Annotated in this window: 17 protein-coding genes; 12 read left to right on the top strand and 5 right to left on the bottom strand. The window is 71.5% G+C overall.

From position 1 onward, the window contains the following. Nucleotides 1-72 precede the first annotated feature (72 nt). Nucleotides 73-1476, top strand: a complete 1404-nt coding sequence (locus KUV85_RS04200) for a WS/DGAT/MGAT family O-acyltransferase (RefSeq protein ID WP_219961970.1) — start codon at nt 73-75, stop codon at nt 1474-1476. Here the strand turns inward: KUV85_RS04200 and KUV85_RS04205 are convergent, their stop codons facing one another. Then, entirely contained in the window at nt 1477-2322 is an 846-nt protein-coding gene (locus KUV85_RS04205) for a hypothetical protein (RefSeq protein WP_219961971.1), read from the bottom strand. Between the two features lie 84 nt (nt 2323-2406). Here KUV85_RS04205 and KUV85_RS04210 point away from each other — a divergent pair, with 84 nt between their 5' ends. From KUV85_RS04210 to KUV85_RS04240, 7 genes are all read left to right on the top strand, one after another. Next, nucleotides 2407-4605 (top strand): acyl-CoA dehydrogenase, encoded by a 2199-nt coding sequence (locus KUV85_RS04210; protein ID WP_219961972.1) that lies wholly within the window; start codon nt 2407-2409, stop codon nt 4603-4605. Nucleotides 4606-4616: 11 nt separating this feature from the next. Continuing rightward, on the top strand, nt 4617-5186 hold the full coding sequence (locus KUV85_RS04215) for an FAS1-like dehydratase domain-containing protein (RefSeq protein ID WP_219961973.1): 570 nt from the start codon (nt 4617-4619) through the stop codon (nt 5184-5186). Then, nucleotides 5183-5596: a Zn-ribbon domain-containing OB-fold protein gene (locus KUV85_RS04220; protein ID WP_219961974.1), complete on the top strand. Its 414-nt coding sequence runs from the start codon at nt 5183-5185 to the stop codon at nt 5594-5596. Before KUV85_RS04215 ends, KUV85_RS04220 begins: the two co-directional genes overlap by 4 nt. Continuing rightward, nucleotides 5593-5997 (top strand): MaoC family dehydratase, encoded by a 405-nt coding sequence (locus KUV85_RS04225; protein ID WP_219961975.1) that lies wholly within the window; start codon nt 5593-5595, stop codon nt 5995-5997. The genes KUV85_RS04220 and KUV85_RS04225 overlap by 4 nt, the downstream gene beginning before the upstream one ends. Beyond that, nucleotides 5994-7163, top strand: coding sequence for a lipid-transfer protein (locus tag KUV85_RS04230; RefSeq protein WP_219961976.1), 1170 nt, complete (start codon nt 5994-5996; stop codon nt 7161-7163). The genes KUV85_RS04225 and KUV85_RS04230 overlap by 4 nt, the downstream gene beginning before the upstream one ends. Before the next feature lie 113 nt (nt 7164-7276). Further along, nucleotides 7277-7720 carry an MOSC domain-containing protein gene (locus tag KUV85_RS04235; RefSeq protein ID WP_219961977.1) on the top strand — a complete coding sequence of 148 codons (444 nt, stop codon included), beginning with the start codon at nt 7277-7279 and terminating at the stop codon, nt 7718-7720. Next, nucleotides 7717-8220 carry a DinB family protein gene (locus tag KUV85_RS04240; RefSeq protein ID WP_219961978.1) on the top strand — a complete coding sequence of 168 codons (504 nt, stop codon included), beginning with the start codon at nt 7717-7719 and terminating at the stop codon, nt 8218-8220. Before KUV85_RS04235 ends, KUV85_RS04240 begins: the two co-directional genes overlap by 4 nt. A gap of 9 nt (nt 8221-8229) precedes the next feature. Here KUV85_RS04240 and KUV85_RS04245 read toward each other — a convergent pair whose 3' ends face one another. From KUV85_RS04245 to kstD, 4 genes are read right to left on the bottom strand one after another with little or no spacing between them, the layout of a single operon-like run. Then, on the bottom strand, nt 8230-8982 hold the full coding sequence (locus KUV85_RS04245) for a dienelactone hydrolase family protein (RefSeq protein WP_219961979.1): 753 nt from the start codon (nt 8980-8982) through the stop codon (nt 8230-8232). A 1-nt stretch (nt 8983) separates the two neighbouring features. Further along, a complete protein-coding gene (locus KUV85_RS04250; protein ID WP_219961980.1) occupies nt 8984-9424 on the bottom strand; it encodes an OsmC family protein in 441 nt (146 codons plus the stop codon). A gap of 44 nt (nt 9425-9468) precedes the next feature. Continuing rightward, the gene (locus tag KUV85_RS04255; RefSeq protein ID WP_219961981.1) at nt 9469-10347 is read right to left on the bottom strand and encodes a MaoC/PaaZ C-terminal domain-containing protein; all 879 of its coding nucleotides are present in this window, start codon (nt 10345-10347) and stop codon (nt 9469-9471) included. Further along, a complete protein-coding gene (kstD, locus tag KUV85_RS04260; protein WP_219961982.1) occupies nt 10348-12066 on the bottom strand; it encodes a 3-oxosteroid 1-dehydrogenase in 1719 nt (572 codons plus the stop codon). It lies immediately after the preceding gene. A gap of 26 nt (nt 12067-12092) precedes the next feature. Here kstD and KUV85_RS04265 point away from each other — a divergent pair, with 26 nt between their 5' ends. The 4 genes from KUV85_RS04265 (at nt 12093) to hsaA (ending at nt 16259) form a co-directional block, all read left to right on the top strand. Then, entirely contained in the window at nt 12093-12899 is an 807-nt protein-coding gene (locus KUV85_RS04265; protein WP_237690195.1) for a 2-keto-4-pentenoate hydratase, read from the top strand. 70 nt (nt 12900-12969) lie between these two features. After that, a complete protein-coding gene (locus KUV85_RS04270) occupies nt 12970-13905 on the top strand; it encodes an acetaldehyde dehydrogenase (acetylating) (protein WP_219961984.1) in 936 nt (311 codons plus the stop codon). Nucleotide 13906: 1 nt separating this feature from the next. Beyond that, nucleotides 13907-15013 (top strand): 4-hydroxy-2-oxovalerate aldolase, encoded by a 1107-nt coding sequence (gene dmpG, locus KUV85_RS04275; RefSeq protein WP_219961985.1) that lies wholly within the window; start codon nt 13907-13909, stop codon nt 15011-15013. A 67-nt stretch (nt 15014-15080) separates the two neighbouring features. Next, nucleotides 15081-16259 (top strand): 3-hydroxy-9,10-secoandrosta-1,3,5(10)-triene-9,17-dione monooxygenase oxygenase subunit, encoded by a 1179-nt coding sequence (gene hsaA / locus KUV85_RS04280; RefSeq protein ID WP_219961986.1) that lies wholly within the window; start codon nt 15081-15083, stop codon nt 16257-16259. Nucleotides 16260-16262 lie beyond the last annotated feature (3 nt).

The following is a 16262-nucleotide window of genomic DNA, read 5'->3' on the forward strand; positions in this document are numbered from 1 at the left end:
GAGTGCGTGCGCGATAATGAAACACGTTCTAGTATTTGCGGCTGCGAGCCACCACTGGCACGAGGGGATGACATGGATCGACTGTCCGGACTGGATGCGAGCTTCTTGTACCTGGAGACCCCGGAGCAGCTGATGCACGTGTGTGGCGTGCTCGTGCTGGACCCGGCCACGATGACGGCGTCGTACTCCTTCGCCGACTTCCAGGACCACATCGCTGCCGCGATCGCCGACGTCCCGGCCTTCACCCGCAAGGTGCGTCGCGTCCCGCTCGGGCTGGATCACCCGGTCTGGGTGCGCGACACCCGGTTCGACGTCGAGCGCCACGTGCACCGGCTCGCGCTCCCCACGCCGGGCGGGTACGACGAGCTGATGTCGTTGTGCGGCCACCTCGCGGCCCTGCCGCTGGACCGGTCCCGTCCGCTGTGGGAGATGTGGGTCATCGAGGGCTACCGCACCCCCGAGGACGAGGAGCGCGTCGTGGTGTTCGCCAAGATGCACCACGCCACGGTCGACGGTGTCTCCGGCCAGAACCTGCTGTCCCACCTGTGTGCCCTCGAGCCCGACGCGGCCCCGGTCGCCGCGGAGACGGCGGGTCGTCACCCCCGCGACCCCGGCCGGCGCGAGCTGCTCGGCCGCGCGGTCGTCGGCACGTTGGCCCGGCCCGCCACCGTGGTCAAGGTGGTCCGGCCCTCGGTCGGCCTGGTCGCGAAGAGCATCTCGCGCGCACGCCGCGGCACGGCGATGGCCGCACCCTTCTCCGCGCCGCGCACCTCCTTCAACGGCACCATCACCGGCCACCGTGCGGTCGGCCTGCTCGACGTGCCGCTGGAGACCGTGCGCGCGGTCAAGGCCGCCACCGGCACCACGGTCAACGACGTGGTGCTGACCCTGGCCGGCGGCGCGCTGCGGCGCTACCTGGACGAACGCGGCGAACTGCCGCACGCCTCGCTGCTGGCCACCGTCCCGGTGAGTGTCCGTGACACCTCCCGACGCGCGGAGGGCGCCAACAAGGTCTCCGCGCTGTTCTGCAAGCTCGGCACCGACATCGCCGACCCGGTGGAGCGGCTGGGCATGCTCGCCGAGCGCAACCGCCACGCCAAGGACCACCACAACGCCGTCGACGCCGACTCGTTGCAGGACTGGGCCGAGTTCGCCGCGCCCCGGACCTTCGGCCTCGCCGTACGGGCCTACGCCAACCTCCGGCTGGCCGAGAAGCACCCGGTCGTGCACAACCTGGTGATCTCCAACGTCCCCGGGCCGCCGGTGCCTCTCTACTTCATGGGCGGCCGGATCGAGGGCATGTTCCCGCTCGGCCCGGTCTTCCACGGGGCCGGGCTCAACCTGACGGTGCTGTCCAATGCGGGCACGCTGCACATCGGCGCGATCGCCTGTCGCGAGTCGATGCCCGACCCCGACGCCCTCGTCGCGGGCTTCGCCGAGGAGCTGGCGCTGCTCGCGGACGCGGTCGGGTCCTGATCAGGCCGCGGCCCGCTCCCGCGCCAGCTCGGTCGCCTCGCGGAACGCGGTCCGGACGTAGCCCGGCACCGCCATGCCCCGCCGATGGGCCCAGAGCAGCTCGGTCTCGGTGCGCACCACCTGCGCCGCGAAGTCGTCGTCGGTGGGGATGCCCAGCGCGTCCATCACCTCACCGAAATCCGCGTGCTGGCTGCGGTCGTTCACCCCGACCGGGCCGAAGGAGAGGGTGCGCAGGCGGCGTACGAGCCAGCGCTGCCAGGGGGCCAGCTCGGCCCACAGGCCGCGGGCCGAGAGCTGGTAGAAGACGAAGTGGCCCGGCTCCTGGCGCTTGATCGGACCGACGACGGTGTGGGCGATCGCTGCCTCGCCGATCTCGAGCAGGCCCTTGTGCAGCAGGTTGTAGGCCAGGACCGCGGACCGCTCGGTGGCCATGCCGGTGAGGTAGTAGAGCATCCGGCACACGTCCTGGAAGGAGTCCGCATGGGCGAGTACGCCGAGCACGCGCAGCTTGGCGCTGACGGTGTCGGTGTCGGTGACGGCGGGGGCGCGGCCGATGTGCTCCTGCAGCCGGTCGAGGATCAGTCCGTGCTGGAGCTCCTGGGGCTGCCAGACGTCGGCGTAGAAGTAGCGGTCGACCTCCGGTGGGTCCGGGAGCATCGTGGTCAGCTCGAGCACGTTGCGGTCCACCTCGAGCTCGACGCGGGCCATGTAGTCCAGGACGTGCCCGAAGCGGTGGTCGAGTGCCGCGGCGTCCCGGACGGTGAAGTCCACCGCGTCCAGTCGGAGCGGAGGATGCTCGACGGCGAGGCGGTCGACGTGGTCCCGCAGTCGGGTCGCGCTGTGCACGCTTGCAGCCTAGAGGAGTCGGCCCCGCCGACCGCGACGGCGGACCGGGGTGCGCGGAGAAGTAGAACACGTTACAGTTCTGGCGTGGAGACAGAGTCGATCCAAGCCGTCCGTGCGGTCGTCGGCGAGGTGCTGGACCGGGCCGAGGACGGAGCGAGCCCCTGGTCGGAGTGGGTCTCGTCCGGGCTCACCGGGTTGCCGGTCCCCACCGAGCACGGTGGCGACGGACTCGGCCTGGCCGAGATCGCGGTGCTGTTGCGGGAGGCCGGCCGCCGCGGCGTGCGGACCCCCGCCTGGGAGACGCTGTGCTGCGGAGCCCTGACCCTCGCCGGGTGGGGCACGGAGACCCAGCGCAAGGAGTTGCTGCCCGGCGTCACCGCCGGTGAGGTGCTCCTGGCTCCCGCCTGGCGGGAAGTCGGGCAGCGCTCGACCCCGGTGACGGTCCTCGAGGAGGGGCGCGTGACCGGACGCAAGATCGGGGTGACCGGCGCCGCGGAGGCGAGCCGCCTCCTGGTGACCGCCCGCGACGCCACGACCGGCGAACCCGTCGTCGCACTCGTCGATCCCGCCGCCGGCGGCGTCACCCTGCTCGACGCCAGCGCCTCCTCCGCCGGAGCACAGCACACCCTCGTCCTGGGCGACGCGCCCGCCGACGTCCTCGAGCCCGGCGCCGCCACCGCGTTGGTCGACCTCGCTCGCGCCGGACTCGCGGTCACCGCAGCGGGAGTGCTAGCCGGCGCCGCGCAACTGACGGCCGACTACATCAAGAACCGCCGGCAGTTCGGCCGCTCCCTCGCCGAGTTCCAAGCCGTCGCCATGCAGATCGCCGACGTCTACATCACCTCCCGCGCCCTCGACCTCGCCGCGGACAACGCGGTCGCCCGCGTGGCCGCCGGCCTCCCTGCCGGGGACGACCTCGCCGTCGCCGGCTACTGGGTGAGCCGGGAGGCGCCGTACGCCTTCCGCACCTGCCACCACCTCCACGGCGGTATGGGCGTGGACATCACCTATCCCCTGGTGGGCCTCAGCACCTGGGGCACCGACCTCGCGCACGCGCTCGACACCACCGCGGCCGACGTGCCGATCGAGGCTGCGGAGTCGAAGAACCTCGAGCTCACCGAGGAGCAGCGCGCACTGAAACAGCAGCTGCGTGACTACTTCGCCTCAGTGGCCACCCACGGCGAGCCCGGCGATCCCGGCCCCGAGCCCGGCACCTGGGACCGCCACGGCCCCTCCTACACCCGCCTGATCAGGCAGCTGGGCGAGGACGGCTGGATGGGCGTCGGCTGGCCGACGGAGTACGGCGGCCACGGCCTGGGCGAGGTGGAGCAGACGATCTTCGCCAACGAGGCGCAGTACGCCGACGTCCACCTGCCCGCGGTCACGCTGCAGACCGTCGGTCCCACCCTGATCCGCTACGGCACGCAGAAGCAGAAGGACCTGTTCCTGCAGCGCATCCTCGCCGGTGACGTCCACTTCGCCATCGGCTACTCCGAGCCCGACGCCGGCACCGACCTCGCATCGCTGCGCACCACCGCGCGCCTGGTCGAGGACGACGGCGAGCCCCACTACCTGGTCAACGGGCAGAAGCTGTGGACCACCGGTGGCCACCATGCGGACTACCTGTGGCTCGCCGTGCGCACCGACCCCGACGCGCCCAAGCACCGGGGCATCTCGATCCTGATCGTCGACACCTCCGACCCGGGCTACAGCCACACCCCGATCATCACCGCGGACGGCTCCCACCACGTCAACGCGACGTACTTCAACGACGTCCGGGTGCCGGCGGACATGCTCGTCGGCGAGGAGAACCAGGGCTGGAAGCTGATCACGACCCAGCTCAACCACGAGCGGGTCATGCTCGGGCCGGCGGGCCGCATCGAGGGCCTGCGCGACCGTGTCGTGCGGTGGGCCGACGCCGCCGGCGTCCGTGCCGAGCCCGACGTCGCGGCGACGCTGGGGGAGTGCACCGCGGTCTTCCGCGTCAACGAGCTGCTCAACCACAACGTGGCCCGCGCCGGCGAGTCCGGCGAGGTCAGCGTGGCCGACGCCTCGGCGTCGAAGGTCTTCGCCGCCGACCGGGTGCAGTACCTCCTCGCCGACCTGATCGCCGCGGTGCACCGCCACGGGGACCCGTCCGACCCCGGAACGAGGGAGCTGCTCGACTACCTCGACGCCCAGGCCAAGCGGAACCTCGTCCTCACCTTCGGTGGCGGCGTGCAGGAGGTGCAGCGGGAGTTGATCGCGATGTTCGGACTCGGGTTGCCCCGGGTCCCCCGATGAGGAGGTCCACGGTGGTCGATCCCGACCGGTCCCCGGTCGACCCGGCGGTCCACGAGAAGGTCATGGCCGAGGCCGAGCGGATCCGTGCGCTCGGGGAGGCCTCGGAGCGCTTCGCGCGCGACCCGGTCAACCAGCCCACCATCAACAACTGGCTCGACGCGATGGGCGTGGACAACCCCCGCTTCCGCGAGGGTGAGGCGCCCCCCTCGATGGCGCAGGTCTGGACCATGCCGGGGCTCGTCGGCAGGCCACCCGCCACCGACCCGCTCCACGGCATGATGACCGTGCTCACCGACCTCGGCTTCACCGCCGTGCTGGGCACCAACTGCGAACAGCACTACGAGCGCTACCTCCGCGTCGGGGAGCAGCTGCGGGTCACCAGCGCCCTGGAGTCGGTGGCCGGCCCCAAGACCACCGGCATGGGCGTGGGGTACTTCGTCACCTCCCGCAACACCTGGTACGTCGAGCACGACGACGGCTCCAGCGAGCAGGTCGCCACCATGCTCTTCCGGGTGCTGAAGTTCATCCCGAAGGCCGCGAGCGCCAGCGAGCGTGGCGAGACCGGTGGGAGCGGCCGATGAGTGTCGTCCGCCCGGTCACCAACCGCGACAACGCCTACTTCTTCGAGGGCACCTCACGCGGGGAGCTGCGGATCCAGCGCTGCAACGCCTGCGGCGTACTCCGCCACCCGCCCGGGCCCGCCTGCCCCGACTGCGGGGCCCTCGACCGGGGCCACGTCGTCGCCGCGGGGGAGGGAACCGTGTTCTCCCACGTGGTCCACCACGCGCCACAGGTGCCGGGCAAGGAGCTGCCGCTGGTGATCGCCCTGATCGACCTCGACGAGGGCGTGCGCATGGTCGGCGAGGTCACCGGGGTCCCGCCCGAGGGTCCGGACGCGCTGCAGATCGGCGACCGGCTCGCCGTGGAGTGGAACGTGATCGACGAGGAGCTGACGCTGCCGATCTGGCGGCGCGTGGAGGAGCAGGGATGACGGTCACCGTGGGCACCCGACTGCCCGGGTTCGAGCTGCCGATGTCACCGACGACCATCGTGTCGACCGCCATCGCCACGCGGGACTTCCAGGACGTCCACCACGACCGGGACGTCGCGCAGGGCGCCGGGTCGCAGGACATCTTCATGAACATCTTGACCTCCAACGCGATGTGCGAGCGCTTCGTGACCCAGTGGGCCGGCCCGCAGGTGCAGATCCGTTCGATCGCGATCCGGCTGGGCGCGCCGGCGTACCCCTACGACACGTTGCGGTTCTCCGGGGAGGTCACCGACGTGACCGACGGCCTCGCGACCATCGCGGTGACCGGCGAGGTCTCGCTCGGCTCGCACGTCACCGGCACCGTCACCGTCGATGCCGACTCCGTCGGGGCCGGCGCATGAGCCGCACCCTCAGCGGCGCCGCGGCGATCGTCGGCATCGGCGCGACGGAGTTCTCCAAGGAGTCGGGACGCTCCGAGCTGCAGCTCTCGGTGGAGGCCACGCAGGCGGCGCTCGCCGACTGCGGGCTCACGCCGGCCGACGTGGACGGACTGACCACGTTCACGATGGACAACTCCGCCGAGATCGCCCTGGCCCGCGAGCTGGGCATGGGGGAGCTGCGCTTCTTCAGCCGCATCAACTACGGCGGCGGCGCTGCCTGCGCGACCGTCCAGCAGGCCGCGATGGCCGTCGCCACCGGGGTGGCCGACGTCGTGGTGGCCTACCGCGGCTTCAACGAGCGGTCCGGCCAGCGCTTCGGCCAGGTGCAGAACTGGGCAGCGGCCCAGGTCAACACCAACGGCCTCGACAACGCCTGGACCTACCCGCTCGGGCTCTCGACCCCCGCGGCCACGGTGGCGATGCAGGCGCGCCGCTACCTGCACGAGTACGGCGCGACCTCGGAGGACTTCGGCCGCGTGGCCGTGGCCGACCGCCGGCACGCCGCCACCAACCCCCAGGCGTTCTTCCACGAGCGCCCGATCACCCTCGCCGACCACCAGGCCTCCCGGATGATCGCGGACCCGCTCCACCTCCTCGACTGCTGCCAGGAGTCCGACGGTGCCGTGGCACTCGTGGTCACCTCCGCCGAGCGCGCGAAGGACCTGCCGCACCCGCCGGCGTACGTCGTCGCCGCGGCGCAGGGCAGCGGCCGGGACCAGTTCGTGATGACCTCCTACTACCGCGACGACATCGGGATCCCCGAGATCGGCGTCGTCGGGCGGGAGCTCTGGCGGCAGTCCGGCCTCGGTCCCGAGGACATCGCGACGGCAGTGCTGTACGACCACTTCACGCCGTACGTGCTGATGCAGCTGGAGGAGCTCGGCTTCTGCGGCCGTGGCGAGGCGAAGGACTTCATCGCCGACGGTGCCATCGAGATCGGTGGCCGCCTGCCGGTCAACACCCACGGCGGACAACTGGGCGAGGCCTACATCCACGGCATGAACGGCATCGCCGAGGGCGTGCGCCAGGTCCGCGGCACCTCGGTCAACCAGGTCCGGGACGCCGACCACGTGCTCGTCACCGCCGGCACCGGCGTCCCCACCAGCGGGCTGGTGCTCGGCCGCTGAGGTCGAGTCGGCGCCAACTCGGCTCCGGAACGGCCCGAGTCGGCGTGAACTCGGCTCCTAGGGCCGAGTTCACGCCGACTCGGCGCCACGAGCGGCACTGCCAGACTGGGGCCATGGCGGACGTCACGGTGGTGGAGCTCCACGTCGCGAAGGCGACGCGGCTGCCGATGCGGTCGGTCCCGTCGGTGGTGGCCGAGGCCGGCAAGGGCATCGTCGGCGACCGCTACCACGGCACCCGCCACCGCCACGTGACCGTGCAGAGCCGGACCTCGCTGGACGAGGCCGCCGACATCCTCGGTCGCGAGGTGCCGAGCGACCTCACCCGCCGCAACGTGACGGTGAGCCACGGGGAGGTACCACGAGAGCCGGGCGCGCGGCTGCGCATCGGCGGCGCCCTGCTCGAGGTCGTGCGGGTCGCCGCCCCCTGCAAGCTGCTCGACGACACGATCGGCACCGGGGCCCAGGACGCGCTGCGACGCCGGGCCGGGACGATCTTCCGAGTGGTGGAAAGCGGCACCATCATCCGTGGTGACGCGGTGGCTACGCTCGAGGCGTGAGCAGCCAGCGTCCCGACACCCTCGCCGCGGAGCGCAAGACCCTGGTCGACCTGTTGGCCGACAACCGAGCGGAGATCCTCGGCCTCCTCGACGGACTGAGTGAGGAGCAGGTACGCCGTCGGCTGGTGCCGTCGCTGACGACACTCCTCGGCCTGGTCAAGCACGCCGCCTTCGCCGAACGCGTGTGGTTCCACGCCACGCTGACCGGTACGCCGCGCGCGGACCTCGGCATCCCGACCGACGTCGACGCGAGCTTCCGCCTCGACGAGCAGGACACCATCGCCTCGGTCAGCGAGGAGTTCCGGGAGGCGACGGCCGCCTCGGACCGGATCGCTCTCGACCACGACCTCGACGACACGGGCCCGCACCCGCGGCTCGGCGAGGTCAGCCTGCGCTGGATGTATGTCCACATGATCGAGGAGCTGGCCCGCCACGCCGGACACGGCGACATCCTCCGCGAACAACTGCTCGGCGCAGCGGAAACCACCGGCGCGGGGTGACGCGGAGCGTCAGTGCAGCTTCTCGGCGAAGAAGCCGAGCACGCGGTCGACGCCCTCCTGCTGGCGGTCGATCGTGACCGTCCCGTGCTTCATGCCGGGGAAGTCGACGCGGAGGAACGCCTCGCCGAGCTCGCGCTCGAGGGTGTCGAAGCGGCGGCCCGTCATCGGGTCCTTCGCGAACTGCAGGCCCAGCACCTGGCACCCGCCCGCAGCTCGCTCCTTGACCCGGTCGAGGTCGGCCGGGGAGAGTCCTAGGTCGCGGCTGCGTCCGGGGGTGACGGCGAAGGGCACCGACGGCTGGCACAGCACGGGCGCCACGGTCGTGTCCTCGACCATCATCGCGAGCGCGAAGCCGCCGGTGAAACACATGCCGAGCGCGCCGACCCCGGGGCCGCCCAGTTCGTCGTGCAGGTCGCGAGCGAGGCTCCGCAGCCACCCGGCCACGGGCGAGGTGGTGCCGGTCGCGAGCTTGGTGAACTCCCGGCGTACGCAGACCTGCCGGAAGGCAGTGGCGAGACTCGCCGGACTGAGACCCTTGCCGGGGGTGCCGAAGAGGTGGGGGAGCACCACGGTGAAGCCGGCCGCCACGACCTCCTCGGCGAAGGCGACGACCTGGGGCGTGAGCCCGGGGATCTCGTGGATCACGATCACCCCCGGGCCCGTGCCCTTGCGGTAGGTCGGGAAGGTCAGTGACTTCCCGTCCAGTGCGGCGCCGGTGTGCTCGCCGGTGCTCCACGTGGCGAGCACGTCCGGGCCGCCCATGTCAGCCCTCGAGCGCGGCGTCGAGGGTGATGTCGACGGCGGAGAGCGCCTTGCTGATCGGGCACCCGGCCTTGGCCGCCTGGGCGGCCTTGTCGAAGCCGTCGGCGTCCAGGCCGTCGACCTCGCCGCGCACCGTCAGCTTGATCCCGGTGAGCTGGAAGCCGCCCGCCGGGTCCTCGCCGAGCGACACGTCAGCGGTCACGTCGAGGGCCTGCGGGGTGCCGCCGGCCTGGGCGATCTCGTTGGACAGCGCCATCGCGAAGCAGGAGGAGTGGGCCGCAGCCACCATCTCCTCGGGGCTGGTGGTGCCCCCGGCCTCGTCGGCGGAGCGCTTGGGGAAGGAGACGTCGTAGGTGCCGACGCCGGAGGAGGTCATCTCGACCTGGCCGGAACCGTCCTGGAGTCCGCCGTTCCATGCAGTGCGAGCGGTGCGGGTGGGCATCGCCGGTCCTTTCTCTCGATGGGGGACAACGCCTCCCACGCTACTCAGGCGGTCGTGAGGACGCAGTCGGCCAGCACGGGGGAGCCGTCGCGCTCACCCCCACGGACCACGGCGGTTGCCACGATGCGGTCGTCCTCGTGCCAGCCGCAGACCTCGATGGTGTCGCCCAGGAGGACCACGCCCGCGAACCGTGCGGTGAATCCCGCGACCCGCCCGGCGTCGCCGTCGAGGAGGCCGTCGGTGAGCTCGCGCAGCACGATGCCCCAGGAGCACAGGCCGTGCAGGATGGGTTCGGGGAAGCCGGCCGCCTCGGCGAAGGCCGGACTGGCGTGCAGCGGGTTCCGGTCGCCGCACAGCCGGTAGAGCAGCGCCTGCTGCGGCGCGACGCGGTACGACGTGCGCAGGTCCGGTCCCCGGTCGGGCACCTCGGTCGGCTCCGAGGTGCCGCGATCGCCGCCGAAACCGCCCTCGCCGCGGACGAAGATGGACGAGCGGACCCGCCAGAGCTCCTCGCCGCCGTCGGCGCGGGCGACGCCTTCCTGCCAGATCACGGCCGCCTTGCCCTTGTCCCACACGTCGGTGATCGAGGTGTGCAGGGTGGCGGCGCCCTCGGTCGGGAGCGGGCCGGTCACCTCGATGGTCTGGGAGCCGTGGACCACCTGCGCGAGGTCGATGTCGCACCCCGGCAGGTCCAGTGGCGGCGGGTCGGTCTCGTGGAAGGAGGGCGCGACCACCCCGAAGGAGGGGAGGACCTGGAGGGCCTCGTCGTCGAGCGTGTAGCGCAGTGCACCGGGGTCGAGATGGTCGCCGTCGCGAGATCCCGCCCCGATCGCCAGGTGGTAGAGCAGCACGTCGCTGGCGTCCCAGCGGAAGGTCGTCGTGCCGAGGTCGGCGCCGATCGCGACGGCGGGGTCGATGGGCATTCAGTCGTCCTTCGTGGCGTGGGCGTGGATGTCGGCGGCCGCCAGGTGGCCGAAGGTGATGGCGGGCCCGATGGTGGCGCCCGGACCGGCGTAGGTCCGCCCCATCACCGCCGCGGACGCGTTGCCGGCGGCGTACAGCCCGGCGATGGCCGAGCCGTCCGGGCGGAGCACCCGTGCGCGTTCGTCGGTGAGCAGGCCGCCCTTGGTTCCCAGGTCGCCGGGCACGATCTTGACCGCGTAGAAGGGCGCCTGGTCGATGGCGTGCAGCGAGGGGTTCGGTGTCACCGTCGGGTCGGAGTAGTACTGGTCGTAGGCGGACTCGCCGCGGTGGAAGTCCTCGTCGACGCCGGTGCCGGCGAACCCGTTGAACCGCTCGACAGTGACCGCCAACGCCTCGGCCGGTACCTCGATCTCGGCGGCGAGCCCCTCGAGCGTGTCGGCCTTCCGCACGACGCCGTGCTTGAGCCACCGCCCCGGGAACGGCTGGCGCGGACCGAGGCCCGCGAAGAGGTAGCGGTTGCGGTAGCGCTGGTCGATGATCATCCAGGCCGGCACGTGGGACACGCCGGTGGCCTCGCCCCGGTAGATCTCGTGGGTTGCCTCGACGTAGGGGAGCGCCTCGTTCATGAAGCGCTGTCCGGCGGCGTTGACGATGATCGACCCCGGCAGGTTGCGCTCGGAGAGGCAGAACCACGGCCCGTTCGGCAGCGGAATCGTCGGTCCCCACCACGCGTCGTCCATCAGCGCGGTGTCGGCGCCGGCCGCGATGCCGGCGAGGATGCCGCCACCGGTGTTGAACTCAGACCCCGTCGTCCAGTCCACCGAGGTCGGCTGCGGCTGGTACTTCTCGCGCAGCTCCAGGTTGCGCTCGAAGCCACCGGACCCGAGGATCACGCCGCGTCGGGCCCGTACGACGCGCTCGCCCTCGTCCCCGGCGCCGCGCACCCGGACCCCCACGACCCGGTCGTCCTCGAGCACGAGCCCGGTCAGCTCGGTCTCGTAGTGGACCGGGACGCCGGCGTCGATGAGTCCCTGGCGCAGGCCGATCGCGATGGCGTTGCCCATCGCGTACATGCGCTTGCGCCCCAGCATCGCGACGAGCCGGCGCAGCATCACCTTCGCCATGGTGATCGGCCCGCGCAGGGTGCGCATGCCGAGGCTGATCTTCCGGAAGTCGGTCTGGGTGACGATCATGTTGGCCGGCGCCTTGGTGTACTGCGGGTGGAGCCGCTCGAGCTCCTCGCCGAGGAACCGCGCGTCCAGCGGCACCGGCTCCACGCTGCGACCCGCGGCGCGTCCGCCGGGCGCCTCGGGGTGGTAGTCGGCGTACTGCGGCACCCACTGGAAACGCACCGGCGTGTGCTCGCGGAGGAAGTCCATCACGGCAGGACCGTGGTCGAGGTAGGCCTCGCGGTTCGCCCTGGGCGCCGTGTCGCCGACGATCGCGTCGAGGTACTCCCCGGCGCGGGCCCGGTCGTCGGGGTCGACCTGCCCCGCCGCCGCGAGGGCGTAGTTGCCGGGGATCCACACCCCGCCGCCGCTGCGGGCGGTGGACCCGCCGAAGTAGGCGCTCTTCTCGACCAGGACGGTGTCCAGGCCCAGGCGCGCGGCGGCCAGGGCTGCGCTCATGCCGGCACCGCCGGCGCCGACCACCACCACGTCGACCTCGTCCGGCACGGACATCGGACTCGCGTCGAGCGCGTCTGCAGACCCCGTCATGGCGCAAAACTGTAACAGGTTCTAGTATGGCTGTCGTGAGCTCCCCCGACGCCGTCTCGGCAGCCGTGGACCGGCTGGCGCAGGCACAGGACCAGCGCGTGCCGTGTGCCCCCGTCCGTGACCTCATCGGCACCGACGACCTCGACGCGGCGTACGCCGTCCAGCAGGGCCTCGTCGCCCGGCGGCTCGACGCCGGAGTCACCGTGGTGGGTCGCAAGATCGGCGCCACCTCCGAGGCCGTGCAGCGCCAGCTCGGCGTGGACCGGCCCGACTTCGGCTACCTCCTCAGCGACATGGACGTCAGCCATCAGCACCCGATCTCGATGCGCACGCTCGTGCAGCCGCGGGTCGAGGCCGAGGTCGCCTTCGTGCTCAGTCGCGAGATCGCGCCGCAGGACGAGGCCGACATCACCCTTGACCTCGTCCGCGACGCCGTCGACGTGGCACTACCGGCCCTGGAGATCGTCGACTCCCGCATCGCCGACTGGGACATCGCCTTCACCGACACGGTGGCCGACAACGCCTCCAGCGGCCTCTTCGTGGTCGGTCGGGAGGGGCGACCGCTGGACGAGATGGAGCCCCGCGAGGTCACCATGTCCCTGCGGGTCAACGGCGAGGAGCGCTCGGCGGGCAACGGCGCGGCGTGCCTCGGTGACCCGCTCGAGGCGCTGCGGTGGCTCGCCGTCCAGGCGCACCGCTTCGGCGACCCGTTGCGCACCGGCCACCTCGTGCTCTCCGGGGCGTTGGGTCCCTTCGTTCCGTTCGTGCCGGGTGACCGCGTCGAGGCGACGGTGAGCGGCTTCGCGCCGTTGGTGGCGGAGTTCGCACCGTGAGCCGCACCGTCTCCCCGCCCCGCGCCGCGGCCACGCACACGACGTACCTCAACGAGGGGAAGGAAGCGCCATGACCGACAAGCTCACCGCAGCGATCGTCGGCCCCGGCAACATCGGGACCGACCTGCTGTTCAAGCTGCGCCGCTCGGAGGTGATCGAGCCCCGGTGGATGATCGGTGTCGATCCGAGCAGTGAGGGGCTCCGGATCGCCCGGGACCACGGGCTCGAGGCCAGTCACGAGGGCGTGGACTGGCTGTTGAAGCAGGACGAGCTGCCCGACCTGCTCTTCGAGGCCACCTCGGCCCACGTCCACGCCGCGTACGCACCTCGCTACGAGGAGGCCGGGATCCGCGCGATCGACCTGACGCCCGCCGCGGTCGGGCCCGCGGTGATCCCGCCGGTCAACGGCGAGGAGCACGTCGGTGCGCCCAACGTCAACATGATCACCTGCGGTGGGCAGGCGACCATCCCCATGGTCGCCGCCGTCTCGCGCGCCGCCACGGTCTCCTACGCCGAGATCGTCGCCTCGGTGTCCTCGGTCAGCGCCGGCCCCGGGACGCGCGCCAACATCGACGAGTTCACCCGTACCACCGCGGACGGGGTCGAGCGGATCGGTGGCGCCGAGCACGGCAAGGCGATCATCATCCTCAACCCGGCCGACCCGCCGATGATCATGCGCGACACCATCTTCTGCGCCGTGCCGCCCGACGCCGACACGGCCGCCATCCTCGCGTCGGTGCGCGAGATGGAGCGGGCGGTGCAGCGCTACGTGCCGGGCTACCGCCTGCTGCAGGAGCCCCAGATCGACCCGCCCTCGGAGGCCACGCGCGGCCAGACGAAGGTGAGCATCTTCCTCGAGGTCGAGGGCGCCGGCGACTACCTGCCGGCGTACTCGGGCAACCTCGACATCATGACCGCCGCCGCCACCCAGGTGGGCGAGCACATCGCCCGTTCGATGATCGCTGGTGCGGTGGGCGGGCCCACCGAGACCCCGGGAGGGAACTGAGATGACCGACCCCGACGAGCGCGGCCGGCGCGACGCCCTGCCGCGGACCTGGTCCGGCACCCACGGCAGCGAGCCGTGGGGCGAGCTGGACCTGCGGCTGACCGACACCTGCCTGCGCGACGGGTCCCACCACAAGCGACACCAGTTCACCGGCCAGGAGGTGCGCGACATCGTCGGCGCGCTCGACTCCGCGGGCATCCCCGTGATCGAGGTGACCCACGGCGACGGGCTGGGCGGCAGCAGCTTCAACTACGGCTTCTCGCGGACGCCGGAGCAGGAACTGATCGCGATCGCCGCCGACACTGCGCGCCGGGCCCGCATTGCCTTCCTGATGCTGCCGGGCGTCGGCACCAAGGACGACATCCGTGCCGCGCAGGACAACGGCGGCCAGATCTGCCGGGTTGCGACCCACTGCACTGAAGCGGACGTCTCGATTCAGCACTTCGGGCTCGCCCGCGACCTGGGCCTGGAGACGGTCGGCTTCTTGATGATGAGCCACACCCAGCCTCCGGAGGCACTGGCCAAGCAGGCCCGGATCATGGTCGACGCCGGGTGCCAGTGCGTGTACGTCGTCGACTCGGCCGGCGCACTCGTGATGGAGCAGACCGCGGACCGGGTCGCGGCGGTGGTGGCCGAGGTGGGTTCCCAGGCCGACGTCGGGTTCCACGGCCACGAGAACCTCGGCCTGGGCGTGGCGAACACCATCATCGCCGCGCGCGCCGGGGCCACCCAGATCGACGGATCGGTGCGCCGATTCGGTGCCGGTGCCGGCAACACGCCCCTCGAGGCGTTCATCGGCGTGTGCGACAAGCTCGGTTGGCGCACCGGGGTCGACTTCCTGACGGTCCTGGATGCCTCCGAGGACGTCATCAGGCCGGCGATGCCCGAGGAGTGCCAGCTGGACCGGATGACGCTGATGATGGGCTACGCCGGCGTCTACTCCAGCTTCCTCAAGCACGCCGGCAACGCGGCCGAGCGCTACGGAGTGTCGGGTGCCGAGATCCTGCTCGAGGCGGGCCGCCGCAAGCTGATCGGCGGGCAGGAGGACCAGCTCATCGACATCGCCCTGCGCCTGCGTGAGCAGCAGTCGGACGCGGCGGCGAGCTGACGACTTCCCTCGCAACTAGAACGTGTTCTAGTATGGTCGACAGAGAACCTTCGAACAGGAGCCATCCATGACCAAGCCCCAGGCGCACGCGGTCCTCGACGGAGTCCGTGACCTGCTCCCGACCTTCCGCGACCGGGCCGACGAGGCCGAGCGCCTGCGCGTCGTACCCGATGCCTCGATGAAGGAGCTGGAGGAGACGGGCTTCTTCAGGCTGCTCCAGCCGCGGCGCTTCGACGGCTTCGAGGCCGACCCCGAGATCTTCTACACGGCCGTGCGCGACATCGCCTCGGCGTGCGGCTCGACCGGCTGGGTCTCCAGTGTGGTCGGCGTCCACCCTTGGCAGGTGGCGCTCTTCGACGACACGGCCCAGCAAGCGGTGTGGGGTGAGGACACCACGGTGCGGCTCAGCTCCTCCTACGCGCCGACCGGCAAGGCCGTCGCGGCCGACGGCGGCTTCCTGCTCTCGGGCAAGTGGAGCTTCTCCTCCGGCTGCGACCACTGCAGCTGGGTCCTGCTCGGCGGCTTGGTGTTCAACGACGAGGGGAACGTCATCGACTTCCGCACCTTCATGGTGCCGAGGGAGAAGTACCAGATCAACGACGTCTGGAACGTCGTCGGGCTGCGCGGCACCGGCTCCAACGACATCGTCGTGGAGGAGGTCTTCGTCCCCGAGGAGTTCACCCTGTCGATGGGGGAGACCGGCCAGTGCAAGGGGCCCGGCCAGGCGGTCAACGACAGCGAGCTCTACCAGCTGCCGTTCCACTCGATCTTCACCTCCACCATCGCCACGCCCATCATCGGCATGGCGATGGGCGCCTACGCCGAGCACGTGGAGATGCAGCAGAAGCGCGTCCGCGCCTCCTACATCGGGGAGAAGGCGTCCCTGGATCCCTTCGCCGCGGTGCGGATCGCCCGCGCGTCCTCTGAGATCGACGCTGCCTGGGCACTGTTGATGCAGAACATCCGCGAGGAGCAGGGCCACGTCGCCCGGGGTGAGCAGATCCCACTGGAGCTGCGGCTCAAGGTCCGACGCGACCAGGTGCTCGGCACCGCACGAGCCATCGAGGCGATCGACACGCTCTTCGAGGCATCCGGTGGCCGGGCCTTGGCCGAGGGCACCTACCTGCAGCGGGCCTGGCGCGATGCCCACGCGGGCCGGGTGCACGCCGCCAACGACCCCGAGCGCGCCCTGCAGATGTACGGCGCCCAGCAGTTCGGGCACAAGATCGACCCGGGAATGTACTGATCG

The organism is Nocardioides panacisoli (assembly GCF_019448235.1).
Lineage (GTDB): Bacteria > Actinomycetota > Actinomycetes > Propionibacteriales > Nocardioidaceae > Nocardioides > Nocardioides panacisoli_A.

Excerpts from the sequence above, each read along its gene's own strand:
- dmpG (WP_219961985.1), top strand. The coding sequence starts at position 13,907 with ATGACCGACCCCGACGAGCGCGGCCGGCGCGACGCCCTGCCGCGGACC.
- KUV85_RS04255 (WP_219961981.1), bottom strand. The coding sequence starts at position 10,347 with ATGCCCATCGACCCCGCCGTCGCGATCGGCGCCGACCTCGGCACGACG.
- kstD (WP_219961982.1), bottom strand. The coding sequence starts at position 12,066 with ATGACGGGGTCTGCAGACGCGCTCGACGCGAGTCCGATGTCCGTGCCG.
- KUV85_RS04225 (WP_219961975.1), top strand. The coding sequence starts at position 5,593 with ATGACGGTCACCGTGGGCACCCGACTGCCCGGGTTCGAGCTGCCGATG.
- KUV85_RS04200 (WP_219961970.1), top strand. The coding sequence starts at position 73 with ATGGATCGACTGTCCGGACTGGATGCGAGCTTCTTGTACCTGGAGACC.
- KUV85_RS04220 (WP_219961974.1), top strand. The coding sequence starts at position 5,183 with ATGAGTGTCGTCCGCCCGGTCACCAACCGCGACAACGCCTACTTCTTC.
- KUV85_RS04245 (WP_219961979.1), bottom strand. The coding sequence starts at position 8,982 with ATGGGCGGCCCGGACGTGCTCGCCACGTGGAGCACCGGCGAGCACACC.
- KUV85_RS04230 (WP_219961976.1), top strand. The coding sequence starts at position 5,994 with ATGAGCCGCACCCTCAGCGGCGCCGCGGCGATCGTCGGCATCGGCGCG.
- KUV85_RS04270 (WP_219961984.1), top strand. The coding sequence starts at position 12,970 with ATGACCGACAAGCTCACCGCAGCGATCGTCGGCCCCGGCAACATCGGG.
- KUV85_RS04250 (WP_219961980.1), bottom strand. The coding sequence starts at position 9,424 with ATGCCCACCCGCACCGCTCGCACTGCATGGAACGGCGGACTCCAGGAC.
- hsaA (WP_219961986.1), top strand. The coding sequence starts at position 15,081 with ATGACCAAGCCCCAGGCGCACGCGGTCCTCGACGGAGTCCGTGACCTG.
- KUV85_RS04235 (WP_219961977.1), top strand. The coding sequence starts at position 7,277 with ATGGCGGACGTCACGGTGGTGGAGCTCCACGTCGCGAAGGCGACGCGG.
- KUV85_RS04265 (WP_237690195.1), top strand. The coding sequence starts at position 12,093 with ATGGCTGTCGTGAGCTCCCCCGACGCCGTCTCGGCAGCCGTGGACCGG.